The sequence below is a fragment of the Enterococcus sp. DIV1067f genome (assembly GCF_050543505.1).
Lineage (GTDB): Bacteria > Bacillota > Bacilli > Lactobacillales > Enterococcaceae > Enterococcus_D > Enterococcus_D entomosocium.
The window spans coordinates 975,510-998,012 of record NZ_CP172940.1; the positions used below are offsets into that span (position 1 = coordinate 975,510).

Annotated in this window: 28 protein-coding genes; 21 read left to right on the forward strand and 7 right to left on the reverse strand. The window is 41.3% G+C overall.

The window, feature by feature from the left end; translation table 11 throughout:
• The first annotated feature begins 38 nt into the window (after nucleotides 1-38).
• A complete protein-coding gene (locus IGJ42_RS04530) occupies nucleotides 39-566 on the forward strand; it encodes a type II toxin-antitoxin system Phd/YefM family antitoxin (protein ID WP_005237249.1) in 528 nt (175 codons plus the stop codon).
• 160 nt (nucleotides 567-726) lie between these two features.
• Here the strand turns inward: IGJ42_RS04530 and IGJ42_RS04535 are convergent, their stop codons facing one another.
• On the reverse strand, nucleotides 727-1,446 hold the full coding sequence (locus tag IGJ42_RS04535; RefSeq protein WP_061053872.1) for a DUF2087 domain-containing protein: 720 nt from the start codon (nucleotides 1,444-1,446) through the stop codon (nucleotides 727-729).
• 177 nt (nucleotides 1,447-1,623) lie between these two features.
• On the opposite strand from IGJ42_RS04535, the gene IGJ42_RS04540 reads away from it, so the two are divergent.
• Together IGJ42_RS04540 and IGJ42_RS04545 are read left to right on the forward strand one after the other, a co-directional pair.
• Nucleotides 1,624-2,793 (forward strand): pyridoxal phosphate-dependent aminotransferase, encoded by a 1,170-nt coding sequence (locus IGJ42_RS04540; RefSeq protein ID WP_008377389.1) that lies wholly within the window; start codon nucleotides 1,624-1,626, stop codon nucleotides 2,791-2,793.
• 186 nt (nucleotides 2,794-2,979) lie between these two features.
• Entirely contained in the window at nucleotides 2,980-3,888 is a 909-nt protein-coding gene (locus IGJ42_RS04545; protein WP_086332128.1) for a phosphate ABC transporter substrate-binding protein PstS family protein, read from the forward strand.
• A 159-nt stretch (nucleotides 3,889-4,047) separates the two neighbouring features.
• Here the strand turns inward: IGJ42_RS04545 and pnpS are convergent, their stop codons facing one another.
• Together pnpS and IGJ42_RS04555 are read right to left on the reverse strand one after the other, a co-directional pair.
• Nucleotides 4,048-5,784, reverse strand: coding sequence for a two-component system histidine kinase PnpS (pnpS, locus tag IGJ42_RS04550; RefSeq protein WP_430615983.1), 1,737 nt, complete (start codon nucleotides 5,782-5,784; stop codon nucleotides 4,048-4,050).
• The gene (locus IGJ42_RS04555) at nucleotides 5,784-6,488 is read right to left on the reverse strand and encodes a response regulator transcription factor (protein ID WP_005237242.1); all 705 of its coding nucleotides are present in this window, start codon (nucleotides 6,486-6,488) and stop codon (nucleotides 5,784-5,786) included. The genes pnpS and IGJ42_RS04555 overlap by 1 nt, the downstream gene beginning before the upstream one ends.
• Nucleotides 6,489-6,638: 150 nt before the next feature.
• Here IGJ42_RS04555 and IGJ42_RS04560 point away from each other — a divergent pair, with 150 nt between their 5' ends.
• The 4 genes from IGJ42_RS04560 (at nucleotide 6,639) to IGJ42_RS04575 (ending at nucleotide 9,483) form a co-directional block, all read left to right on the forward strand.
• Nucleotides 6,639-7,112, forward strand: a complete 474-nt coding sequence (locus tag IGJ42_RS04560) for a DUF523 domain-containing protein (protein WP_005237241.1) — start codon at nucleotides 6,639-6,641, stop codon at nucleotides 7,110-7,112.
• The gene (locus IGJ42_RS04565) at nucleotides 7,102-7,440 is read left to right on the forward strand and encodes a putative DNA-binding protein (protein ID WP_005228897.1); all 339 of its coding nucleotides are present in this window, start codon (nucleotides 7,102-7,104) and stop codon (nucleotides 7,438-7,440) included. The genes IGJ42_RS04560 and IGJ42_RS04565 overlap by 11 nt, the downstream gene beginning before the upstream one ends.
• 14 nt (nucleotides 7,441-7,454) lie before the next feature.
• The gene (gene ffh, locus IGJ42_RS04570; protein ID WP_005228902.1) at nucleotides 7,455-8,873 is read left to right on the forward strand and encodes a signal recognition particle protein; all 1,419 of its coding nucleotides are present in this window, start codon (nucleotides 7,455-7,457) and stop codon (nucleotides 8,871-8,873) included.
• 409 nt (nucleotides 8,874-9,282) lie between these two features.
• The gene (locus IGJ42_RS04575; protein WP_008377398.1) at nucleotides 9,283-9,483 is read left to right on the forward strand and encodes a CsbD family protein; all 201 of its coding nucleotides are present in this window, start codon (nucleotides 9,283-9,285) and stop codon (nucleotides 9,481-9,483) included.
• Nucleotides 9,484-9,529: 46 nt separating this feature from the next.
• On the opposite strand, the gene IGJ42_RS04580 is transcribed toward IGJ42_RS04575, so the two are convergent.
• Genes IGJ42_RS04580 through IGJ42_RS04590 form a run of 3 tightly spaced genes read right to left on the reverse strand, consistent with a single transcriptional unit; the run spans nucleotide 9,530 to nucleotide 11,967 of the window.
• Entirely contained in the window at nucleotides 9,530-10,690 is a 1,161-nt protein-coding gene (locus tag IGJ42_RS04580; RefSeq protein ID WP_005237239.1) for an ABC transporter permease, read from the reverse strand.
• 12 nt (nucleotides 10,691-10,702) lie between these two features.
• Entirely contained in the window at nucleotides 10,703-11,584 is an 882-nt protein-coding gene (locus IGJ42_RS04585) for an ABC transporter ATP-binding protein (protein ID WP_005237238.1), read from the reverse strand.
• Entirely contained in the window at nucleotides 11,581-11,967 is a 387-nt protein-coding gene (locus tag IGJ42_RS04590; RefSeq protein ID WP_008377404.1) for a GntR family transcriptional regulator, read from the reverse strand. Before IGJ42_RS04590 ends, IGJ42_RS04585 begins: the two co-directional genes overlap by 4 nt.
• Nucleotides 11,968-12,067: 100 nt before the next feature.
• Here IGJ42_RS04590 and IGJ42_RS04595 point away from each other — a divergent pair, with 100 nt between their 5' ends.
• Both IGJ42_RS04595 and IGJ42_RS04600 read left to right on the forward strand, forming a co-directional pair.
• Nucleotides 12,068-12,646 (forward strand): DNA-3-methyladenine glycosylase I, encoded by a 579-nt coding sequence (locus tag IGJ42_RS04595; protein ID WP_016619836.1) that lies wholly within the window; start codon nucleotides 12,068-12,070, stop codon nucleotides 12,644-12,646.
• 6 nt (nucleotides 12,647-12,652) lie between these two features.
• A complete protein-coding gene (locus IGJ42_RS04600; RefSeq protein ID WP_005237235.1) occupies nucleotides 12,653-13,186 on the forward strand; it encodes a dihydrofolate reductase family protein in 534 nt (177 codons plus the stop codon).
• Between the two features lie 83 nt (nucleotides 13,187-13,269).
• Here the strand turns inward: IGJ42_RS04600 and IGJ42_RS04605 are convergent, their stop codons facing one another.
• Nucleotides 13,270-13,821: an NADPH-dependent FMN reductase gene (locus tag IGJ42_RS04605; RefSeq protein ID WP_016613846.1), complete on the reverse strand. Its 552-nt coding sequence runs from the start codon at nucleotides 13,819-13,821 to the stop codon at nucleotides 13,270-13,272.
• 254 nt (nucleotides 13,822-14,075) lie between these two features.
• On the opposite strand from IGJ42_RS04605, the gene rpsP reads away from it, so the two are divergent.
• The 12 genes from rpsP (at nucleotide 14,076) to IGJ42_RS04665 (ending at nucleotide 22,500) form a co-directional block, all read left to right on the forward strand.
• A complete protein-coding gene (gene rpsP / locus IGJ42_RS04610; RefSeq protein WP_005228917.1) occupies nucleotides 14,076-14,351 on the forward strand; it encodes a 30S ribosomal protein S16 in 276 nt (91 codons plus the stop codon).
• An 11-nt stretch (nucleotides 14,352-14,362) separates the two neighbouring features.
• Complete coding sequence (locus IGJ42_RS04615) at nucleotides 14,363-14,608, forward strand: KH domain-containing protein (RefSeq protein WP_005228918.1); 246 nt, start codon at nucleotides 14,363-14,365, stop codon at nucleotides 14,606-14,608.
• Nucleotides 14,609-14,720: 112 nt separating this feature from the next.
• Nucleotides 14,721-14,978, forward strand: coding sequence for a hypothetical protein (locus tag IGJ42_RS04620; protein WP_005228919.1), 258 nt, complete (start codon nucleotides 14,721-14,723; stop codon nucleotides 14,976-14,978).
• Nucleotides 14,979-15,064: 86 nt separating this feature from the next.
• Nucleotides 15,065-15,889 (forward strand): hypothetical protein, encoded by an 825-nt coding sequence (locus IGJ42_RS04625; protein WP_034878719.1) that lies wholly within the window; start codon nucleotides 15,065-15,067, stop codon nucleotides 15,887-15,889.
• 155 nt (nucleotides 15,890-16,044) lie between these two features.
• A complete protein-coding gene (rimM, locus tag IGJ42_RS04630; RefSeq protein WP_005237231.1) occupies nucleotides 16,045-16,569 on the forward strand; it encodes a ribosome maturation factor RimM in 525 nt (174 codons plus the stop codon).
• The gene (gene trmD / locus IGJ42_RS04635; RefSeq protein WP_005237230.1) at nucleotides 16,559-17,305 is read left to right on the forward strand and encodes a tRNA (guanosine(37)-N1)-methyltransferase TrmD; all 747 of its coding nucleotides are present in this window, start codon (nucleotides 16,559-16,561) and stop codon (nucleotides 17,303-17,305) included. The genes rimM and trmD overlap by 11 nt, the downstream gene beginning before the upstream one ends.
• Nucleotides 17,306-17,471: 166 nt before the next feature.
• On the forward strand, nucleotides 17,472-17,819 hold the full coding sequence (gene rplS / locus IGJ42_RS04640) for a 50S ribosomal protein L19 (RefSeq protein ID WP_002357176.1): 348 nt from the start codon (nucleotides 17,472-17,474) through the stop codon (nucleotides 17,817-17,819).
• 775 nt (nucleotides 17,820-18,594) lie between these two features.
• Entirely contained in the window at nucleotides 18,595-19,608 is a 1,014-nt protein-coding gene (adhP, locus tag IGJ42_RS04645; RefSeq protein ID WP_008377614.1) for an alcohol dehydrogenase AdhP, read from the forward strand.
• A gap of 95 nt (nucleotides 19,609-19,703) precedes the next feature.
• Nucleotides 19,704-20,423 (forward strand): helix-turn-helix domain-containing protein, encoded by a 720-nt coding sequence (locus IGJ42_RS04650; protein WP_430616135.1) that lies wholly within the window; start codon nucleotides 19,704-19,706, stop codon nucleotides 20,421-20,423.
• A 267-nt stretch (nucleotides 20,424-20,690) separates the two neighbouring features.
• The gene (locus IGJ42_RS04655) at nucleotides 20,691-21,095 is read left to right on the forward strand and encodes a VOC family protein (protein WP_086332129.1); all 405 of its coding nucleotides are present in this window, start codon (nucleotides 20,691-20,693) and stop codon (nucleotides 21,093-21,095) included.
• A 192-nt stretch (nucleotides 21,096-21,287) separates the two neighbouring features.
• Complete coding sequence (locus tag IGJ42_RS04660; RefSeq protein ID WP_061053880.1) at nucleotides 21,288-21,719, forward strand: Rrf2 family transcriptional regulator; 432 nt, start codon at nucleotides 21,288-21,290, stop codon at nucleotides 21,717-21,719.
• Between the two features lie 130 nt (nucleotides 21,720-21,849).
• On the forward strand, nucleotides 21,850-22,500 hold the full coding sequence (locus IGJ42_RS04665) for an NAD(P)H-binding protein (RefSeq protein ID WP_016613898.1): 651 nt from the start codon (nucleotides 21,850-21,852) through the stop codon (nucleotides 22,498-22,500).
• Nucleotides 22,501-22,503 lie beyond the last annotated feature (3 nt).

The window sequence follows — 22,503 nt, forward strand, 5'->3', positions numbered from 1 at the left end:
GCTATAATGTGTTCGTTGAGACAAGGAGGACGTTGATTATGGAACTGAAGAAGTTGGATGTTCCCACTACTTCAATTACTGAAGTAAAAAAATCTCCGATGGATGTATTTAATCAAGCGCGAGAAGCAGGAACAGCAGTATATGTATTCAATCGTGAAAAAGTGGCGGGGGTCATGTTGACACAAGAGCAGTACGAAACGTTATTGCAGGAATTAGATTATTTGCGTCAGCGACCGCTGATGGAAGAAGAGCCTGAACAGCCGCCAGTGGCAGGGCTAGAAGAATTCTTACAAATCATGCGGCAAGCACTGATCACCGGTGCCAGCATCTCGGCAAAAAATTTAGATGAGCGGATGGTGGCGTTAGGCTTCATCACTCGTAAAACAGGTTTTGGCGGTGTCGTCGACATGGTGAACGAATTGAAAGAAACAGGTAAGATTGTTTATCAGTTGCGCAAAAAACAAGACGGCAAATCAGTGACTGCTGAAGTCATTGGGGAACAAGACAATCAAACGCAATTATTTGATAAATTGATCATCAAAAAAATCTTTCTAAAAGAAAAATAAACGCTGGAACTTGTCCCAGCGTTTCAGACAGTAGACAAAGTACGGGTGTTTTCGTACTTTGTCTTTTTTTGTAAAAAACTGGAGCTTGTTAACTTTTCAAAACTGTGAAAGATACTGTCCATCCAACCAACAAAAATTCCATCCAACTACAGACTGGGTTTTAAGTCAGCCAGTAAGTTTTTCCGTCTTTCGTCCGTTGCATAAATCCATACTCGATCAAATATCGTCGGACAGTGACATAATCGGTGATCGCTTGTTTTAATACATCGTTTACGGCAGCTTCTGAATAATTTTTCTTCGGATCAAATTTTTGTGCCAGCACACTTAAGACAACGATCTTGCGCTTTTCTTTGCTCGGAAACTGTTTGATAAACCCCGCTTCATCAAAATAAGTAGCAATGATCTTTTCTCTTTCACTAGCCGTAATGGCATAGCGATCATCAAGCATCGTCGCCCCTTTGTGAGGCGGCAGCAACGGGGTTTCTTGCAACAAGGACATGATACTTATAAAAACAGTCGCTTGTCGCTGCTTTTCTTTTAGCTTAAAGCGATGATTCCTGACAGTCGAAGAAGAGATACCTAAGCGCTGGGCAATCACAGTATCGCTAACATCTTGGGCAAACAGTTGTAAAATCTCCTGCTGGCTTTCTGATAAGCCTGTTTGTTCTTTGGGTAAAGCCAATAATGCGGATAAAACGGTTCCGTGATGCTCAGTGATATGTTGTATCATTCGTTTTTTTGCCGTAAAAAAGGCGCCATCAACGGGATAGATTTCTTCTTTGTCGAAGGTCTCCTGACAAAATACGCAACAATAATCCGTTGTTGTTTCGACATATCCTTGCTGATAATCAGAAATGGTAAACTCTTGATAAGGTTTCATTTTGGGTTCTCCTTTTTTGTTTGATTATATACTAACATAAAATGTTTTTGTTTGTAAATAAGCAAACGGAATTGTGGTTATTAGATTAATTTCATCCGTTGCTTAAAATTGTCGCCTTTTTGTGTTAGGATTAACAACAATAGCGAATGAATTTGCTTAATTCAAAGGAGTGATACTATGGCAGACGTAAGCCAACGCTTCAATCACGAAGTGTACAATATAGCTGTTTCATTGATTCGTAAATTTGATGAACGGGTTTCTTCAATTCCTGATATTTTAAAGTTAACGTTAGGCGAGCCGGATTTTAACACACCAGAGCACGTGAAAAAATCGGGTGTCCAAGCAATCGAACAAAATTTTAGCCACTATTCTGGAATGGCCGGCTTAGCAGATGTTCGGCAAGCAGCCAGCCTCTTTTTGAAAAATAAATATCAGCTTGATTACGACTTTCAATCAGAAGTATTAGTGACGATCGGTGCAACGGAAGCAATCTCAGCTTCTTTATTAGCCACGTTGGAACCTGGCGATAAAGTTCTCCTACCGGCACCAATTTATCCAGGCTATGAACCAGTCATCCATTTAGCCCATGCCCAACCGATCTATCTTGATACGACGGACAATGACTTTGTTTTAGCGCCAGAAGTTTTGGAAGCAGCCTTAAAAGAGCATGGGGAGCAAGTCAAGGCAGTCATTTTGAATTATCCTAGCAATCCAACAGGGGTCGTTTATACCCGAGAACAAGTCAAAGCATTGGCGGAGGTTTTAGAAAAATACCCCGTTTTTGTTATTAGCGATGAAATTTATAGTGAGTTGACTTATGATGAAACCCATGTGTCCATTGCCGAATACTTGCGGGATCAAACGATCGTGATCAATGGCTTGTCGAAATCTCACGCGATGACTGGGTGGCGCGTCGGCTTCATTTTTGCACCAAAAGCGTTGACTGCTCAGATCATTAAGGTCCACCAATACTTAGTGACTGCGGCATCAACGATTTCTCAAAAAGCAGCTGTGCGGGCATTGATCGAAGGCATCAATGATGCAGAAGTCATGAAAGCCGATTACCGTGAACGTCGAGATTACTTGTTTGAAAAGATGACTGCCCTTGGTTTTGACATGGCGAAGCCCTCTGGTGCATTCTACATTTTTGCCAAAATACCAGCAGGTTTCAACCAAGATTCCATGGCTTTTTGTGTCGACTTAGCGGAAAAGAATCAATTAGCAATCATCCCGGGTATCGCCTTTGGTCCCGAAGCAGAAGGCTATGTTCGTTTAAGCTATGCGGCAAGTATGGAAAACTTGGTGGAAGCGATGGATCGCTTGACACGCTATATGCAAAGCAATTGATTCTACAGACATTTCTTTCGTTTTTAGATAAAGCAAGCCCCCTCTGATGGATTCAGCGGGGGCTTTTTGGGCAATCGACAAACTTTACAAAAGATTTACATCGCTTTATCGATTCTTTACATGAAATCCATCAAGGGTTTACACCGCCTTGCTAAACTAAGCATATAACGAAAGGAGATTTACTAAATGAAAAAATTGGGACTTTTATTTTTTGCAACTGGATTATTATTAGCTGGCTGTGGGAGCGGTGGTACAAGCACTGATAGCAGTCAAGCATCAGGCGGATCTTCATCAGGTGCCGCATCAAATGAAAATGTAGAAATTTTAGCGGTAGGCTCAACTGCTTTGCAACCCTTGGTTGAAGCAGCAGGTGAAAGCTTCTCAGCGGACAATCCCAATTATACAATTACTGTTCAAGGTGGCGGTAGCGGAACTGGCTTAAGTCAAGTAGAAACAGGCGCTGTGACGATCGGCAATTCCGATGTTTTTGCGGATGAAAAAGATGGTGTGGACGCCAGCAAATTAGTTGACCATAAAGTAGCCGTAGTTGGTATGGCACCAGTAGTGAATAAAGACGCAGGCGTTACGGATCTTAGCCAACAAGATTTAATCGATATCTTTACAGGCAAAGTGAAGAATTGGTCTGAACTCGGTGGAGCAGATCAAGAAATCTCTGTAATCAACCGTGCGTCAGGCAGCGGTACGAGAGCGACCTTTGAAAAATGGGGCTTAGATGGTGCAGAGACGATCCAAACACAAGAGCAAGATTCTTCTGGAACAGTCCGTAAAATCGTTGCTGAAACACCAGGAGCAATCAGCTACCTTGCTTTATCTTATTTAGATGATTCAATCCAAGCGCTATCTCTTGATGGGGTAGAAGCGACCCCTGAAAATATTGCAGATAACAAATGGCCAATCTGGTCTTACGAGCATATGTACACGAATGGTGAACCAGATGCTAACGTCAAAGCCTTTCTTGATTACATCATGACAGACGATGTCCAACAAGGAATCGTTATCGAATTAGGATACTTGCCAATCACTGATATGAAAGTAGAACGCAGTGTAGACGGCGAAGTAACGAATGTTGAATAGTGAAATGAATGGACGAAGAAGGAGGAATCTCCTTCTTTTTTTGTTTAAACAATCAAGAAGATACTATCGGATGGCACTTCATCTAGTGGGGAATACCAACTAAAAATGATTACAAAAACAGCCGATAACCTTTATTCACCTGTTATCGGCTGTTTTTTATCAATAATCATCTTTTTCATGAAGCGGCAAAGTCACCGTAAAGGTAGAACCAATTTTAGGGAAACTGTCAACCTTGATGCTGCCGCCTAATAATTTGGTATAGTCTTTGACGATAGCCAGCCCAAGTCCAGTGCCGCCAGAATTGCGAGCACGGGCTTTGTCCACCCGATAAAACCGCTCAAAAATCCGTTCTTGATCTTCTTCATCGATGCCGATGCCTTGATCCTGCACTTGAAAAAGCAGCTGGTCATCTTGCTCGGAATAGGATAATGTGATGACACCTCCAGGTTTTGAATAGGTGACCGCATTTTCAACTAGATTTTTTACGATGGGCTGCAGCAGCTCTTTTTTGGTAGATAAAATGAATTGTTCGGGTCCTTCAAATTGAAAGGTCAATTGCTTCTTAACAGCTGCGGGACCATAGGTTTGAACGACTTGTTGCAGCAGCTCAGAAAAGTTGATCGGTTGGTCGACATACTGGAAAGAATCACTGTCTTGAGACAATTGGATGATATCTTGTATTAGATTTTTCAAGCGATAAGCATCTTTTTGAATGATCTCTAAGAAGGTCTGCAACGTTTCAGGGTCTTCTTTGGCGCCATCCAGCAGTGTTTCAGTAAACCCAATCAAGGAAGTTACCGGCGTTTTTAATTCATGGGAAACATTGCCGACAAAATCTTTTTGCATCTTTTCTAATTGTCGGATGCGTGTCAAGTCATAAGAAATACCAATCAACTGGTTTTCTTGGAAGCTTCGCAAGGTAACATCTAAGACTTTTGAACGTTCCCCGCTAAGGGTGGTTTCCGCATGGAAAATAGGGGTCTCGTCATTAAATTGATAGATCAACTGGATCAATTGTGTGTCATGGATCACTTCAGTAAAAGGTTGCGGTAAGATCGGTGCGGTTTCCATCCCTAGCTGTTCTTGCATCGTCGGATTCAACAGCAGCAGTTGATTTTCTTCATTGATGATAAAGACACCGATCATCAGTTCACTGAGCAAGCCGTACAGTTGCTGTTCAGAAGCCGCATAGGCACGATAGGTCTGGCTCATTTGCTCGCTCAGCTGATTGATCAGTTGATACAACTCATCATGTTCAGGGGTTTCTTGCATAATGATTGCTTGTTGATCGGGCGAGGTGATCATTTTTTTTACGACGGGCAGAATCGTTTGGATCGGCCGATTTCGCTGGCGCAAGGTATGGAAAATCAATAGGCTGATCAAAAAGCAAAAAACAAGATAGACAATCAAGATCGACTGCTTGATTCCTTCATTTTTTGCAAAAAAAGCCGCGGTCGGTTCGGCGATTCGCAAGATTTGAGTCAAGTTTCCATCCTCTTTGACAGGAATCGCCACGTAAAGCAATTCTTCATGCAAGGTGTCGCTTTCCCGCAGCGATTGACCGACGGAGCTTCCGCGCAAAACGGCTTGGACTTCTGGACGATTGGAGCGGTTTTCATGCAGTGTATGATCATAGGTATCGAAAATGATCTGACCTTGGTCATCTAACAAAGTGATGCGACTATTGCTATCTTCAACATAGGTATCCGCAAACTGTTCTAAGGCGGCGGTTTGATTATCTGATAGATTCAAAAATACGGTGGCTTTCTCTTGGAGAAAAGCCACTTGCTGGGCAATGACTTGCTGACGGTAAAAACTGCTTAGAACTTGCCAGCACAGGAAAAAAATCAGCAATAGACCGATCGACCATAAACCATAGCCATAGCGTTTTTTCATTAGACTGGCTCCTGAAATTTATACCCGAATCCCCGAACCGTTACTAAGTATTCCGGCCGTTTTGGATCAGCTTCCAATTTTTCTCTTAAATGACTGATGTGAACATCCACGATTCGACTTTGTCCATCAAAGTCGAAGTTCCAAATGCGATTGAGCAAGGTATCGCGATCGATTACGCGGCCTTTTCGTTTCATAAAGTAAACTAGCAGCTCGAATTCTTTTGGCGTTAGGAAGATTTTCTCACCATCCACACTGACTTGGAAATTCGTCAGGTCTGCTTGGATCCCACCGACTTGCAGAATCTCTGCAGGTTGATCTTCTTCTCGTGTTTGTTGACGGGGTTCTAAACGACGGAAGATGGCTTTCATTCTAGCTAATACCTCTCTAGGACTGAAAGGCTTCGTCAAATAGTCATCGGCGCCGATCTCTAAGCCTAAGATCCGATCGATTGGATCATCTTTTGCGGTCAAGACGAGGATCGGGGTCTCGATTTTTTCTTGACGCAATTTCTTCGTGATCTCGATGCCGTCCATATTCGGCAGCATGACATCTAAGATGATAAAGTCAAAAGGCTTAGACAAGGCTAATTCGTAGGCTTTTTGACCATCTGAGGCGGAAACGACTTGATAGCCCTCTTTTTCTAGATTAAAGGTTAAAAGTGTGACGATGGAAGGTTCATCATCGACAACGAGTATTTTTTTCATGGCAAACTCCTTTAGCTTCTTTTTTTCAAGAAACGATTAAATTTCAACGAACAAGTCCTATTTTAGCATGAATAGACAATTGGTACTATTGCAACCACTAAATAAATGCTATAATAAAGGACGATTTCATAGGAAAGCTGAGGGTGCTATATGATCGGAATCAGTGCGTGTCTAGGCGGTGTACTTTGCCGTTATGATGGAAAACACCAAGCAGTGCCACCATTGATCGAACTGGTAAGAGCAGGTCAAGCAATGATGGTTTGTCCAGAAGTTCTTGGCGGCTTGCCGATCCCACGGGAACCGGCAGAAATCGTTGGTGGCGATGGGGTGGACGTTTGGGCGCAACGAGCGAAGGTCGTCACCATCTCAGGGGAAGACGTGACCGAACAGTTTACTACCGGCGCGAAAATTGCTTATCAAAAATTACAAGAGCAAGGCATCACCCAACTGATCCTAAAAGAGAAAAGTCCCTCTTGTGGCAGTCAGATGATTTATGATGGCAATTTTTCTGGAATCAAAAGAAGAGGGATCGGTGTCGCTTGTGCGTATTTTCGACAACAAGGCATGACTGTTTTGTCCGATGTCGAATGGCTTGCAAAACAGGAGGAAGCAAATGGAAATTGAAAAGACCAATCGCATGAATGCGTTGTTTGAGTTTTATTCCACGTTATTGACGGAAAAACAGATGAATTACATGGAATTGTATTACGCAGATGATTTTTCTCTAGGAGAAATCGCTGAAGAGTATCAAGTTAGCCGTCAAGCAGTCTATGACAACATCAAACGCACCGAACGTATTTTAGAAGACTATGAAAAAAAACTACATATGTTTTCGGATTATATCATGCGGGAAGACTTGCTGGATCAGCTAAGCGAGTATACGAAAACCCACTATCCAAAAGACGAAACCTTACAGGGGTTTATTCAACAGCTCCAAGAAATTGAAGAATAAAGGAATGAAAAAAAATGGCATTTGAAAGTTTAACTGAACGCCTCCAGCAGGCAATGAGCAAACTGCGCAGAAAAGGAAAAGTATCTGAAGCAGATGTAAAAGAAATGATGCGTGAGATTCGTCTAGCTTTATTAGAAGCCGACGTCAATCTGCAAGTTGTGAAAGAGTTTACCAAAAATGTACGTGAACGGGCAGTTGGGGTAGAAGTATTAGAAAGCTTATCTCCAGCGCAACAGATCGTTAAAATCGTTGACGAAGAATTAACCAAAACGTTAGGATCAGAAACAGTTGGGATTGAAAAATCACCAAAGATCCCAACGATTATCATGATGGCTGGTCTGCAAGGGGCAGGGAAAACCACCTTTGCTGGGAAATTAGCCAATCACTTGATCAAAACCGAAAACGCACGTCCATTAATGATTGCCGGTGACGTGTACCGTCCAGCCGCGATCGACCAATTGAAAGTATTAGGTCAGCAATTGGATGTACCTGTTTTCGATATGGGAACTGATGTCAGTCCAGTTGAAATCGTACGCCAAGGATTGGCTTTGGCTCGGGAAAAGAAAAATGACTATGTCTTGATCGATACAGCAGGTCGTTTGCATATCGATGAAAACTTGATGGAAGAGCTAAAACAAATCAAGGACTTGGCACAGCCAAATGAAATTTTACTGGTAGTGGATGCGATGACAGGACAAGATGCTGTCAACGTGGCGGAAAGCTTCAATCAACAACTGGGGATCACAGGGGTAGTCATCACCAAACTAGATGGCGATACTCGTGGCGGTGCGGCATTGTCAATTCGTCAAGTTACTGGCGCTCCAATCAAGTTCACTGGTACCGGTGAAAAATTGACCGACCTTGAAGTATTCCATCCAGATCGGATGTCTAGTCGGATTCTCGGTATGGGTGATATGCTGACTTTGATCGAAAAAGCACAGCAAGATTACGACGAGAAAAAAGCAGAAGAACTTGCTCAAAAAATGAAGGAAAACTCCTTCGACTTCAATGACTTTGTTGAACAGATCGATCAAGTCATGGGCATGGGCCCAATTGAAGATCTTTTGAAAATGATTCCGGGAATGAGCCAAATGCCTGGCATCGAGAACGTCAAAGTTGATCCAAAACAAATTGCCCGTCAAAAAGCCATGGTTTATTCCATGACACCAGCAGAACGTGAAAATCCTGATTTGTTAAATCCAAGCCGTCGTCGCCGGATTGCCGCCGGTTCTGGCAACAGTGTCGTCGAAGTCAACCGCATGATCAAACAATTTAAAGAATCCCGCAAAATGATGCAGCAAATGAGCAAAGGGAATATGAACATTCCTGGCATGGATCAAATGTTTGGCGGCGGTGTCAAAGGGAAACTTGGAAAAATGGCCATGAATCGTATGGTCAAAAAACAAAAGAAGAAAAAGAAAAAACGCAAATAATCGTTTAGCACTGATAGGAACTAAGAACCGAACCTTCTCTTAGGGTACAATTAAAAAAAACATGACCTGAAAAGACACCAAATCGAGAAGCTGTACCTCCTGATTCTAGCAGCTGCAGCTCCTCAGATTGCCTTCTTTCAGGTCATGGTTTTTTTATGTTCACAGTGTCCTCTTTAAATGAACTCCTTCAAAGAACATCAAATAGAACATCTAAAGAACATCTAAAGAACATCCCTTTTTATAGAGAAAGCCAGCTTTCTACTGAATATCCTAAATCGTCCAAGAGTCAAAAATAGCGAAGAACTATCGTTGCGGACAACTCAAAGGATAAGATAGAAGCAGAACATTCGTGCTTTCTGGCAAATGATGCTACTATTAATTTATAGCAAGTATGAAAGGAGTTTTTACGATGACAAACAAGGATCGCATTGAAGGAAAAGTAACCGAAACAAAAGGGAAACTTACAGGAGATGACTCCGAGGAGTTAAAAGGGAAAACCCAAAATAAATATGGGAAAGCCAAAGATAAGGTTGAAGATTTTGCGGATGATGTTTCTCGCAAAGTAAATGACTTCTTTGACAAAAAAGACGACGACAAACCTAAACATTAAACATAAAAGCGTCCCGGCAACAATTTCTTGTTGTAGGGACGCTTTTTTAAATATTGCTGACCTGTTTGTTTTTTCGTTTGTACCACCAATTCATCAGTGCTTTAGGATAGACAAGCAATAAACTGATGAATAAGCAAGCAACCAGCAACAAGCCAAGCCGAAGGATGATGTTCCAAAGACTGACATCATACCCCTCATAGAGATCACGGTAAAAAATTTCTAGCGGGTAATAAGAAATCATGGATAGATAGAACCAGGTTCCTAAAGAAAGCAGCCAATAAACCGGGGCGCGCAATTTAGGGATCGTTAAATAATCACCGTCATTTTCTAAAGAAATTTTCGAGAACACTTTTTCGGCAGCAAGAATCAGCAAGCCGCTCAAACCGAGGTAAAGGAGCAGTAGCCACCAAGGATAGACATATCCTTGCGGCCAATCGATCCACGTTTGAAAAGGAAGCAGAAAATCCCCATGACCAAGAAATACAAAACTAAAAAACTCGCGGGTACATTGGAAAAAGCTATACCCCATTGTTCCTAGAGAAAGAGTGAAGAACACCGACAGCACGCCAGTAAACAGATTCCCCAGTAAAACGCCCAACAAGATGCCGACAGCAAATACTAGTAGATTCGTTGCCAAAGTACTAAGGGCGGAAAGCAGCACGTCTTGAAGCGGCACAGCGAGATAGCGAGCCGGGATCATTGTGTATTCGATCAGGATATGACCTAACAGGCCCAACACTAAACAAGCGGTCAAGGGTAAGCCGATAAAAAGCAGTTTCTTGCGAAAGACGTGCTTTCTGCTAAAGGGTAAAGCAAATAAAAAGCGATTGAAATTGGTGCGGCCATCGACAAAAAAGGACAAAAAGCCCCAAATAAACAGGAAGACAATCACAAATTGATTCATGGTGGTCATATACGGGCGATTGTAATAAAAATCATCTGAGTACTCTTTGTTGATTGTCAATACCGCATCGCGGTACTCTGCTGCCGAATCAAAGTAAACCGGGGTTTCACCGTTGTAGCTTTTGACATAGTATTCTCGATTTTCGTTAAAATCTTTGATAAATTCCTCAGATGCCAAATAACGTTCTTGCTGGTGCCAAGAATTTTGTGATTGCCAGCCAGCACTAAGATACATGAAGAGCACGACAAAACAAAAACCGATCAACAGCTTACCGTAGCGTTCTTTAAATATATTGCTTAACATCGTTTTCCACCTCTATCCTTCCACCAATGCTTCTTGTCGTAAATTTGCTTCAAACAGATCTTCCAAAGTCAAAGGTAATTCTTCGAAAACCAAAGGATCAAGTTGCTGGATCTCAGCCGCCAGCTCCTCTGTGTAATTGTCAAACAAAGCAGTCAAGACTCGACCTTGTTTTTGAATCAGCTTGGAGTGCTGCTTGATAAGGGGAGGAATCTGTTTGCTGCGAAAGACGAGTTGGAGTTTGCGAGATTGTTCGCGAATCGTTTCCAAACGGTAGTCTCCTTCAATCGTTTTCCCTTTGATCAACAAGGCACGATCAATAATATGTTCTAATTCATTTAGATTATGAGAAGCGATTAAGGCGGTACGATTCGACTCGCTGAGGCTTTCCAGCAATAATCCAATCACTTTTTTACGGACGATCACATCAAGCCCATCAAAAGGTTCGTCTAACAGTAAGAACGTCGCATTTGAGGCAATCGCAAGAATCATTTTATAAAGACCTTGCATACCTTTTGACATCCGTCGGTAGGAAAGCGTCAGAGGAAGACCGTGACTTTGCATCAATTCTAAGTAAAGATTTTGATCGAAATTTGGATAAGCAAGCCGATAAAATTGATTGAGCTTTTTCAAAGAGTAGGCCGAAAGAAAGTTTTCTTTTTCATCAATATAAAAAAGTTGTTCTTTTAATTGCGGGTGCTGATCCAGGCGTTGGTTATCGATGGAAATCTCCCCATCATCTAGTAAATAATGCCCAGCAATCGTCCGAAACAACGTGGTTTTCCCAGAACCATTGCGGCCGATTAATCCTACGAGTTCTCCTTTTTCCAAAGAGAAGTTCACGTTTTCTAAGACAATTGTTTGTTCCATTTTCTTGGTCACATGCTCGATCTTCACTGTGGATCGCCTCCTAACTCTTGTTCAAAGCCATTCATCCAATCGCTCAGCTCACGCATGCTGATCTGTAAATGGCGTGCTTCGATCACCAATTCTTTCAAACGTTCTTTCACTTGTAAGATCCGAATCTCATCGCGTGGCAGATCCTCAGTAACTTTCACAAAGGTGCCTTTTCCTTTGATGGTGACAAGTACTTGCTCATTTTCCAATACTTTGTAGGCTTTGCTGACGGTATTTGGATTCATCAACAGGCGCTTGGCCATTTCACGAACCGAAGGTACTTGGTCTCCGGCGGTTAGAACACCGTTCAGAATATCTTCTTTGATACTTAAAACCAATTGCTCATAGTAAGGTTTGCTGCTGGCTTTGTTAATGCGAACCACAAAATCAGCTCCTTTCATTTATGTGTACTAGTATACGTAGTACACTGGTGGAAGTAAAGTCATTTATGATAAAATAAACAAAAAGGAGCTGATGAGGACAATGGAGCGATGTGAATGGGCCAACAGTACACCAGCAATGCAGGAGTATCATGATACGGTATGGGGAAAACCTGAGTATGAGGATCAGCAGTTGTTTCGAAAACTGGTGTTAGATATGAATCAAGCAGGATTGAGCTGGCAAACGATTTTAAACAAGATGGCGAATTTCGATGCAGCATACGATCAGTTTAATATCATAAAAGTAGCGAACTATACGGAAGAAAAAGTGGAAGAACTGATGATGAATCCAGGAATCATTCGCAATCGACGAAAGATTGAAGCAGCGATCATCAATGCCCAAGAAGTTTTAAAAATCCAGCAAGAATACGGCAGTTTCTCCGCATTCTTGTGGCGATATGTCAATCATGAGCCAGTCATCAATGAATTTCAGCAGCAATCCGATGTACCGACCCATTCGGAAATCTCCGATCAGCTAGCAAAAGACTTGAAAAAGCGAGGCTTTAAATTTGTCGGAACGACAACTATTTACGCGTTTATGGAAGCGGTCGGCATGGTTAATGATCACTTAGTCACTTGTGTTTGTCGAAGGTCAGAAGCAATCGTAAAAATAAAGGAGTGAGCCTAATTGGGAAAAGTGGTATTTTATGGTGCAATCAGCCTCGATGGCTATTTAGCAGGTATGGAGGATCAACTGGACTGGCTGTTTCAAACTGATACCGGTGTTGCAACGACCTATGAAGCATTTTTTGCAACCATCGACGCGACCGTGATGGGAAGAAAGACCTATCAAGAAGCAAAAAAACTGATGGATGATGGACTGCTATATCCTGAAAAGACCAACTATGTTTTTTCTCGTACCCGAAAAGAGCCGCTGCCGGATGCAACCCTAGTGTCAACGGATCCAGTTGCATTTGTTTCAGCATTAAAACAAGAGGAAAACGTATGGGTAGTAGGTGGGGGTTCCTTATTAAAACCATTGCTGGAAGCTGATTTGATCGATGAATGGTTTATTCAAATCGCGCCGGTGTTTTTAGGAGAGGGCAAGCGACTGTTTGAACCGGGGGATTATGCGAGACGCTTGACGTTTGTTGAAACAAAACAGATGGGGGAACTGACAGAACTTCATTTTGTCCGAAAGTCTGTGTCAGGCAGCGAGTAAAAAGCGCAAACGATTATTCTTCACAGTAAAAAGACCAAGAAACTCAGTGCCGAGTTTCTTGGTCTTTTTGTTTGGATTCTTAATTAGTTGAATCGTTGAAAGAGTTCAATATATTTTGCAATGATCGTTTCAAAGAAGCTTACTGTATCTGGGTTGATTTCGTTGTTTTCATCAATCAAGTTGGTGATTCCACCGATATAGGCTTCTGGTTGTTGTAGAGTAGGCATATCCAAAAAGACTAATGATTGACGTAGGTGATGGTTTGCACCAAACCCAGCGATCGCTCCTGGAGAAACGCTGACAACCAAAGCTGGTTTGCCACCCCAACTGCTAGCACCGTAAGGACGAGAACCAACATCTAATGCATTTTTCAATGCTGCAGGAACAGAACGATTGTATTCTGGTGTAAAGAAGAAGACCCCGTCAACGGCGCTTAATGCTTCCCGAAATGCTGTCCATTCAGCAGGAACTTTTCCTTCAACTTCCAAATCTTCATTGTAAAAAGGCAAGTTGCCGATTTCGATGAAAGATGCTTCAAAACCTTCTGGTAATAATGATGCGAATTTTTTCGCTACGAGTTTATTAAATGATCCTTCCCGTAAACTGCCGACGATAAAACCAATTTTTTTTGTCATGTAAATTTCCTCCTTGTTGTTTTCTACTCATTAAGCTTACCAAAAGTAAGTGGATGGTGCAAATAAAACGATTTGACTTTAAAAAGTTTCTCTATTACTAATGATACGCGTCCTGATTCATTCTGGCAAAAGATAACCATGCTTAGAAAATAAGAAAGAAGAAACTTTTTTTAGCTGTAAAGAAAAAACTCTTTACACCATCGGAAAAACCTGTTAAACTAGCTCTTGTGATTAAATCAATGGAGGTGTAAATAATGGCAGTAAAAATTCGTTTAAAACGCATGGGTTCTAAAAAGAAACCTTTTTACCGTATCGTCGTAGCAGATTCACGTTCTCCTCGTGACGGACGTTTCATCGAAACAGTTGGTACTTACAATCCTTTACTAGACCCAGCTGAAGTGACAATCAAAGAAGATTTAGTTCTTGATTGGTTATCTAAAGGTGCGCAACCTTCAGATACAGTTCGTAACATCCTTTCTAAAGAAGGCGTTATGAAAAAACACCACGAAGCAAAATTCACTAAGAAATAAGGTGACTTTGGATGAAAGATTTGCAAGAATTAGTCTTAACGATCGTTTCACCACTTGTTACCAAACCTGAGGATATCAAGCTTGAGCTGGTAGAGTCAGATGATTTCTTGGAATATAATCTTACTGTGGCACCAGAGGATATTGGTCGTATCATCGGTAAACAAGGTCGGGTTGCCAAAGCAATTCGAACAATCGTTTACAGTGTACGGACAAATGGACCAAAAAAAGTTCGTTTGAATATCATTGATGGTAAATAAGCAAGAATGAAAAGCATTTCTCTTTGAGGAATGCTTTTTTTGTAAAATTCATGCTTAAGATGGAGGACAAAAAAAGGTGGTTTTGAGATAATCAAAAGGAGGAGGTGCTTGTATGTCTCAACTAATCGCATGGATCGTCGTTCTTTTGATCCTCGTCTTTATTTATAAAATTGGTTCTTTTCTTTGGCGAACGCTAGGGATCTTGTTGTTGCTCTTTTTAATTTGGGTCTATCGTGAGGAGATCATGACGCAATTGAACCAATGGACACAAAACTTTCGTTGGGGCGACCTATCGACGATCGCCAATCAAGTTTGGCAATGGATCAAGGATGGCTTTCAATCACTGCAAAATTGGGTGACAAATCTTTAAAAAATCAACAAAAAAATGACAGACAATCTGACTTGTTTGTCATTTTTTTTATTGAGGGGTATTCTTTGTATAAGGAGGGGAACATCATGAAAAAAGAACTAGGATTATTCGTTACGCTGCTGACGATGGGCGCCTTAGCTGGCTGCAATAATCAACAGGAACCAGAAACCAGTCAAGCCAGTAGTGCCGAAACAACAGCGACGAGTATGGTGGAAAGTACCCAAACGCAAGCAAGTAGTCAATCAGAAACAAGTCAATCAAGTACGTCTTCTAGTCAGGCGGCTTCTAGGGATTCTTCAAACACGAATAGTACTGCAGATATCTACGCTCAAATACAAGCGGCATTCCCTGATCTTGTCTTGCCCAAGGACATTCCACTTGCTTCAGGTAAAGTGTTGAATGCGGCCACAGCTGGCAGTCAGTCCGATGCTTCGATTCTTTATTATGGACTTGATAAGCAGCTGCCTCTCAATGACAAGGCTTTGAACGAGGAAACACCGATTGCTGCTTTTCAATCAAAAGACTATCAATCAGCGGATGAAGCTGCTGCAGCGGTCAATGTAACAGCTGATGATGGCGGACAAGCCGTTGATCTCGGATATGGCATTACTGGGCATATGCAAGGAGCTGCTGGCTCCAGTTATTTGAGCTGGCAAGAAGGAAATTGGTCATTGACTGTTCGAGCAGTCAATCAAGAGGAACAAGATCCAGTTCCGGTTGCCAAAGAAGTGGTAGCGTATCTGGAAGAAGCTATGCTCCCAGCGCCTGAGGTCGGTCAAATCACTATCGATATGGGAAAAAATGACCATACAGCAACTACAGTGGTTTGGCAACAAGAAAAGACCCTTCGAACGGTGCAACATCAAGATGCACGTTCAGCATTGAAAATGGCCGTTTCTATGAATCAATAAGGTTCATATTAGGACAATGCCCCTTTGATCAAGCGTCGAAGGGGCATTTTTCGCGCGATGATTTTGAGGAAAACATGGGGCGCTAGGAAACGGCTAGAATTCGCTACTTTGCTATGCTAAAATAGAACAGAAGTTAGAAGAAATGGGGAACGAACGTGACAGAATATTTAAACGTAGGAAAAATCGTCAATACACATGGAATCCGTGGAGAAGTACGTGTGATATCACAAACGGATTTTCCAGAAGAACGCTACCGTAAAGGGGCCGAATTGACACTTTTTCGTGAAAATAAAGAGCCAATAACATTGATTGTTTCAGGTCATCGCAAACACAAAAACTTTGATTTAGTGACGTTTGAGGGCTATCCCAATATTAACGATGTTGAACCGTTTCGTAACGGCATTTTAAAAGTTACCAAGGATGATTTGGTGGATTTAGCAGAAAATGAGTTTTACTACCATGAAATTATTGGTCTGGAAGTCGTCGAAGAAGATGGCACAATCATTGGTAAAGTCAAAGAGATCCTTTCACCAGGTGCCAATGACGTTTGGGTCGTTCAACGAAAAGGGAAGAAGGATGCCTTGATTCCTTATATCGAGTCGGTTGTCCACACGATCGATCTTGAAAATGGTCAGGTCACTGTGGAAATCCCAGAGGGGTTGTTAGACGATGAGAATTGATGTATTGACACTATTTCCGCGAATGTTCGAAGGTCCTCTAGGAGAATCGATCATTGGCAAAGCAAGGGAAAAGGGACTGTTAGAAATCAACGTCTCAAATTTCCGTGACTATTCCGACAACAAACATCAAACAGTGGATGACTATCCTTATGGTGGCGGAGCAGGAATGTTATTAAAAGTCCAACCTGTCTATGACAATATCAAAGCGATCGAAGAAGCAGCACCAGAAACGAAGAAACGCGTGATCCTTTTAGACCCAGCGGGGAAACCTTTTGATCAAAAGATGGCAGAAGAATTTTCTACCGAAGAGCACCTCGTCTTCATTTGTGGTCATTATGAAGGATACGATGAACGAATCCGTTCATTGGTCACTGATGAAGTGTCACTGGGAGATTACGTCTTGACTGGCGGCGAATTGGGTGCAATGGTCATGATCGATGCGACGGTCAGACTATTACCAGAAGTTTTAGGCAATCAAACCTCCGCACAAACCGATTCTCATTCCACTGGTTTATTAGAACATCCGCAATATACACGCCCAGCAGAGTTTAAAGGCATGAAAGTACCAGAAGTTTTGATGAATGGCAATCATAAATTGATCGAGCAGTGGCAATTAAAAGAATCATTGCGCCGCACCTTTCAGCGCCGACCTGATATGCTAGAAAATTATCCGTTGACGGAAGAAATGCAGAAGCTTTTAAAAGAAATTGAAGAAGAAGCGAAAGCTGGCAACTAAAATAGTGCCAGTTTTTTTGATATTCTGCGCGATGACAAGAAAATTCTCTTTACAGCCTGTGGTCGACTGTGGTAAGATGTTTCAGTGAGTGTAAACTCAACTATTACGATGTTCCGCTGGAGCTTTCATGCTTTAAGAATGTTTGGGAATAAGGAGAATGATAAACATGAATCCATTGATTCAAGAACTAACTCAAGAACAATTACGTACTGACATCCCAGCTTTCCGTCCTGGGGACACTGTTCGCGTTCACGCGAAAGTTGTCGAAGGAACTCGCGAACGTATCCAGTTATTTGAAGGTGTTGTCATCAAACGCCGCGGTGCTGGTATCAGCGAAACTTATACAGTTCGTAAAGTATCAAACGGTGTAGGTGTTGAACGTACCTTCCCATTGCACACACCACGTGTTGCACAAATCGAAGTTGTTCGTTACGGTAAAGTACGTCGTGCAAAATTGTACTACTTACGTGCATTACACGGAAAAGCAGCTCGTATCAAAGAAATTCGTCGTTAATCATTTATTATCAGATGAAGCAAAAGCCCTTGATTTCAAGGGCTTTTTTCTTTTGTCTGAGGTGACAAAAACTTTCTATTCGTTGTGATAAAATCATGAAACGACTATAAGAATAGGAGGGGATCATTACTGCATACCACTGGGTAAACTTGTATTTTGATGGGAACAGTCGTCTGAGTGAAACACAATGCCATCGACTGAAACTTTTTGTGGTCATTTATCGGCTATCCGATAGTGACAGATTGCAGGTTGAAGATTGTTTGATCGATCACCTTTCAGCATTATTTGCTTTTATGTGCAGAGAAGGAGAAAAAGGGAGTGAAAATTGTTAGGAAAACACTGATGAGGGACATCACGTTAAATACCAATATGAAACTCAGTGCCTGAAAGAAAATAAATCGTAAATCACCGAATTGATAAAAAAAGGATTAGAGAATAATGGGGAAGACCAAGATTACATGTTTATGTAATTTCCTCTTGATAGGTTTTATTAAAACTTTTGTTATTTATATGATGATTTTTTTTCGTTTTTTTAGTCCTTGTAGTTTATGGAATTTGAAATCTAAGAAAAAAACTTGAATTATTTCATTATTTTTTTCTCATAAATGATTACAGAAAAAAAGCAATATATTCCCCTTTTTTTGATGGTTTCTATGGTAACCTTCTCGATAGGGAACTTTCTTTTATCTAGCTATTGCTGACCTCTTCGTGTTAGTTAATTACTTCACAAATAAAAGAAAGTTCTTTATTTAAATGAATTGAAAGAGGTGTCTTTATGAAAGCAGCTGTAGTATCAAACGATAAGGTTGTAAAAATTGAGGAAAAAGAATTGAGAGCGCTTCGTCCGAATGAAGCATTATTGAAAATGGAGTGTTGTGGTGTCTGCCATACGGACTTGCATGTAAAAGATGGTGACTTCGGAGATGCATCTGGAATCGTACTTGGACACGAGGGAATCGGTAGAGTGGTCGCGATCGGTGATGATGTTACTTCTCTAGCAATCGGTGACCGTGCAAGTGTCGCTTGGTTATATGAAAGCTGTGGATCATGCGAATACTGTGTGAACGGGAATGAATCATTATGCCGTTCCGTTAGAAACGCCGGATATTCTGTAGATGGCGGTATGGCTGAAGAGTGTATCGTTGTAGCTGACTATGCAGTGAAGGTACCAGAGGGCTTAGGTTCTGCTGAAGCCAGCAGCATTACTTGTGCAGGTGTAACCACATATAAAGCGGTAAAAGTTTCTGACATTAAACCAGGTCAATGGATCGCGATTTATGGTTTAGGAGGATTAGGAAACCTAGCCTTGCAATATGCAAAAAATGTCTTTAATGCAAAAGTGATTGGGATTGATATCAACGAGAAACAATTGGACTTTGCAAGAGATCATGGCGCTGACCTTGTGATCAATCCTGCGAAAGAAGATGCGGCAAAAATTATTCAAGAAGCAACCGGCGGCGCACATGCAGCTGTAGTAACAGCTGTTTCAAAAGCAGCCTTCAATTCTGCTGTCGATGCCGTTCGTGCGGGCGGTACGATTGTAGCGGTTGGTCTTCCACCAGAAAGCATGGACTTGAACATTCCTCGACTTGTATTGGACGGTATTAAAATCGTCGGTTCCCTTGTTGGAACACGGACTGATTTAGCAGAAGCTTTCCAATTCGCAGCTGAAGGAAAAGTCGTTCCTAAAGTTGTCATGCGTCAGTTAGAAGAGATCAATGATATTTTTGATGAAATGCTTTCAGGAAAAATCAAAGGGCGAATGGTCATTGATTTTCAAGAGAAATAAATAGAAAAACCAACGGGTGAATTTTAAACGAAGGAGAAGATTTCGTGTGTAACTTATTGATCATTGATAGCAAAGAGCATGGAGCAGTTAACGATATGATTCGTTTGATCGATCGTCATTTTCCGAATGTCATCTTGCTTCCGACGGTTTGTTCAAAAAAAGCGCTTCAGCGTACCTGTCTTGAGCAGCCGGTTGAAATTGCAGTGATTAATGCGGATGGCGAAGAGGACTCTTTTGAATTATATAAAGTATTGCTTTCATTTTGCCCTAATGCAAAAGCAATTTTGTATTCTGCTGTAGAAAGTTTTGCTATCGCTCAAAAAGCGTTGCGTTACGGCTTGATTGATTACTTGGTCGAACCGATCACAAATGATTTTGTTTATGCATTGGATCGGGGAATTCAATCCATCAATCAGATTTCCTTGCTACACATCGAGAAAAATAATGAGGCTTCTCCTTCGCTTTCTTTAAGACATAAGATATTGCGCTATATTCATGAAAATTATAGAGAACATATTACGTTAGATACTTTAGCAGATCACCTGCATTTAAGCCGGTATCACACCAGTCGTTTGATCAAGAATACATTAGGAATGACCTTTTCATTGTACTTGATGATTTATCGTATTGAAGTTGCCAAAAAAGAACTATCAACAAGTGATCGATCAATCAGTGAAATCTCTGTCAGAGCAGGATTCAATGATCCAAATTATTTTAGTAAGAAATTAAAAAAAGCAACTACTTATACGCCAAAAGAGTATCGGAAAATTTATCGTGGGAAAGCTACCGTGATCGATTCAAGACTTGAGCTTTAAGTATTGAAAAAAACAGATCAGCTTGCAGTTGAATTGATTAGCGAAAAAATGACTTCTATGTGATGCGTATCTGGTTACTTTTCCATAGATGATAAAAGCAAAAGGCCTTTCATGAAAAGGTTTTTTTGCTTGGAAAAACGAGTTTTGAATGAGCTGATAGAAACCAACGGCGTAGGATAAGGTCTGATGTTTTTGTGAATCCAACGATAGATGCTATAATGAGAGCGGATTCATCAATACAACTTATCAAAGAAAAGAGGCAAGAAAATGGCGAATAAAATGGTGTTTATAAATTTGCCTGTCACTGATATCAAACGTGCAACCTCCTTTTATGAAGCGTTGGGATTTGTCAAAAATGAAGAGTTCTCAAACGAGACTAGCAGCGGAATGGTTTGGAGTGAATCGATTTGGGTGATGTTGTTAGAACATGAGTTTTATCAACAGTTTCTGAATGGCAGACGTATTGGGGATACGAAGAACACGAGTAGTGCATTGATCGCGTTTAGCTTTGATACGCCAGAAGAAGCGAAGAATTTTGCAAAGATTGCAGAAGCAAATGGTGGCCAATCGTTCCAAGTTGATATGGGGATTCCAGAGGATATGATGGTCGGCTATGAAATCGTTGATCCCGACGGCAATCAGCTTGAATCAGCATGGATGAATGGCTATTAGCAAAGTGATTGTTTAAATAAAAAGTAAAAAAGTGGTTCAGGATGCAGTTCCCTCAAGAAGTTAGGCTTTTGTACTAACTTTTTGAGGGCTGCTTTTTCTTGACGGGATCCTCGAGTTTTGTAAGATTGGTCAGTCCCCTTTGTCTAAATGCTAAAAAAGAGGTATGATACAAGAAAAAGGAGTGGAGACGAAGTGAAATACTCAACCAAATACAGCGACGCCATTCACATCCTCGCTTATATCCACCTCTTTAAAGGAACTGATTTATCAAGTGATCGGATCGCCCAGAGTGTTGAAACGAATCCGGCTTATGTTCGTCGGATTATGAGTGATCTACGGGTTGCTGGGTTGATCGAAAGCCAAAGAGGAAAACCAAACCCTAAACTAACGAAGGAACCAAACGAGATTTCTTTGTTGGACATTTATGCGAGTGTTGAAAAAGACCACCATCTTTTACATGCAGACAAAAAAACCAATCCCAACTGCTTGATTGGGGGGAATATCCAAGGGGTATTAGAAGAAACCTATGATGTGCTGCAAAAGAAAATCGAGCAAGAGATGAGCGCCATCTCGCTGCAATCAATCATTGAAGGCATTCAAGGGGAGGCCGATCAAGTAGATTGAACGGACACAACACAGTAAAAAGAACTTTCACCTGCTAAGCAATTTCTTGACAGGAAAGAAAGTTTCTTTTATACTCTAGTTGTAACTCGATTAGTAACAACTGTTTTAGTCAAACAAAAGATGAGGAAGGATGATTATCATGAAAATCGGTGTTATTGGCGCAACAGGAAATGCAGGTTCAGCTATTTATCAAGAAGCAGTACAGCGAGGACATGAAGTGACTGCTATTGTTAGAAATGAAGTTAAAGCCAAAGAACAATTTGGTGATACAGTCAAAACACTTACAAAAGATGCTTTTTCGTTAACAGAAGAAGACCTCGACGGATTTGATGTGTTGGTCGATGCGTTTGCGACAAGTCCTGACCAAGCGTACTTGCATGTGGATCTGGCAGCAAAATTGGTTCATTTGTTTCGAGAAAAGAACACGCGCTTGTTCTTCATTTTAGGAGCTGGCAGCTTGTTCAATGAAGCGGGTGAACGCAATCTTACCGAATTGAAAAAAGCCCCAGGAAGTGAAAGCTGGATCGCGATCCCAGAAAATCAGTTAGATGAATATCTCTTTTTAGAAACCGTCAAAAATGTTCATTGGGTCGGGATTTCTCCAGGAAATCTATTTCAAGAGGGACCAGCTAAACCAGCGATTTTAGGCAAAGATCACTTGCTTTTCAACGACCAAAAGAAATCAGTAACTTCCAGCGGTACGTTAGCCAAAGCAATTCTTGATGAAATTGAAACAGTGCAACATGAAAATACTCGTTTTACTGTGATTGATGCAGAGTAGGTT

Coding starts and splice junctions, on each gene's coding strand:
- IGJ42_RS04530 (WP_005237249.1), top strand. CDS start 39: ATGGAACTGAAGAAGTTGGATGTTCCCACTACTTCAATTACTGAAGTA.
- IGJ42_RS04535 (WP_061053872.1), bottom strand. CDS start 1,446: ATGAAACCTTATCAAGAGTTTACCATTTCTGATTATCAGCAAGGATAT.
- IGJ42_RS04540 (WP_008377389.1), top strand. CDS start 1,624: ATGGCAGACGTAAGCCAACGCTTCAATCACGAAGTGTACAATATAGCT.
- IGJ42_RS04545 (WP_086332128.1), top strand. CDS start 2,980: ATGAAAAAATTGGGACTTTTATTTTTTGCAACTGGATTATTATTAGCT.
- pnpS (WP_430615983.1), bottom strand. CDS start 5,784: ATGAAAAAACGCTATGGCTATGGTTTATGGTCGATCGGTCTATTGCTG.
- IGJ42_RS04555 (WP_005237242.1), bottom strand. CDS start 6,488: ATGAAAAAAATACTCGTTGTCGATGATGAACCTTCCATCGTCACACTT.
- IGJ42_RS04560 (WP_005237241.1), top strand. CDS start 6,639: ATGATCGGAATCAGTGCGTGTCTAGGCGGTGTACTTTGCCGTTATGAT.
- IGJ42_RS04565 (WP_005228897.1), top strand. CDS start 7,102: ATGGAAATTGAAAAGACCAATCGCATGAATGCGTTGTTTGAGTTTTAT.
- ffh (WP_005228902.1), top strand. CDS start 7,455: ATGGCATTTGAAAGTTTAACTGAACGCCTCCAGCAGGCAATGAGCAAA.
- IGJ42_RS04575 (WP_008377398.1), top strand. CDS start 9,283: ATGACAAACAAGGATCGCATTGAAGGAAAAGTAACCGAAACAAAAGGG.
- IGJ42_RS04580 (WP_005237239.1), bottom strand. CDS start 10,690: ATGTTAAGCAATATATTTAAAGAACGCTACGGTAAGCTGTTGATCGGT.
- IGJ42_RS04595 (WP_016619836.1), top strand. CDS start 12,068: ATGGAGCGATGTGAATGGGCCAACAGTACACCAGCAATGCAGGAGTAT.
- IGJ42_RS04605 (WP_016613846.1), bottom strand. CDS start 13,821: ATGACAAAAAAAATTGGTTTTATCGTCGGCAGTTTACGGGAAGGATCA.
- rpsP (WP_005228917.1), top strand. CDS start 14,076: ATGGCAGTAAAAATTCGTTTAAAACGCATGGGTTCTAAAAAGAAACCT.
- IGJ42_RS04615 (WP_005228918.1), top strand. CDS start 14,363: ATGAAAGATTTGCAAGAATTAGTCTTAACGATCGTTTCACCACTTGTT.
- IGJ42_RS04620 (WP_005228919.1), top strand. CDS start 14,721: ATGTCTCAACTAATCGCATGGATCGTCGTTCTTTTGATCCTCGTCTTT.
- IGJ42_RS04625 (WP_034878719.1), top strand. CDS start 15,065: ATGAAAAAAGAACTAGGATTATTCGTTACGCTGCTGACGATGGGCGCC.
- trmD (WP_005237230.1), top strand. CDS start 16,559: ATGAGAATTGATGTATTGACACTATTTCCGCGAATGTTCGAAGGTCCT.
- rplS (WP_002357176.1), top strand. CDS start 17,472: ATGAATCCATTGATTCAAGAACTAACTCAAGAACAATTACGTACTGAC.
- adhP (WP_008377614.1), top strand. CDS start 18,595: ATGAAAGCAGCTGTAGTATCAAACGATAAGGTTGTAAAAATTGAGGAA.
- IGJ42_RS04650 (WP_430616135.1), top strand. CDS start 19,704: ATGATTCGTTTGATCGATCGTCATTTTCCGAATGTCATCTTGCTTCCG.
- IGJ42_RS04655 (WP_086332129.1), top strand. CDS start 20,691: ATGGCGAATAAAATGGTGTTTATAAATTTGCCTGTCACTGATATCAAA.
- IGJ42_RS04665 (WP_016613898.1), top strand. CDS start 21,850: ATGATTATCATGAAAATCGGTGTTATTGGCGCAACAGGAAATGCAGGT.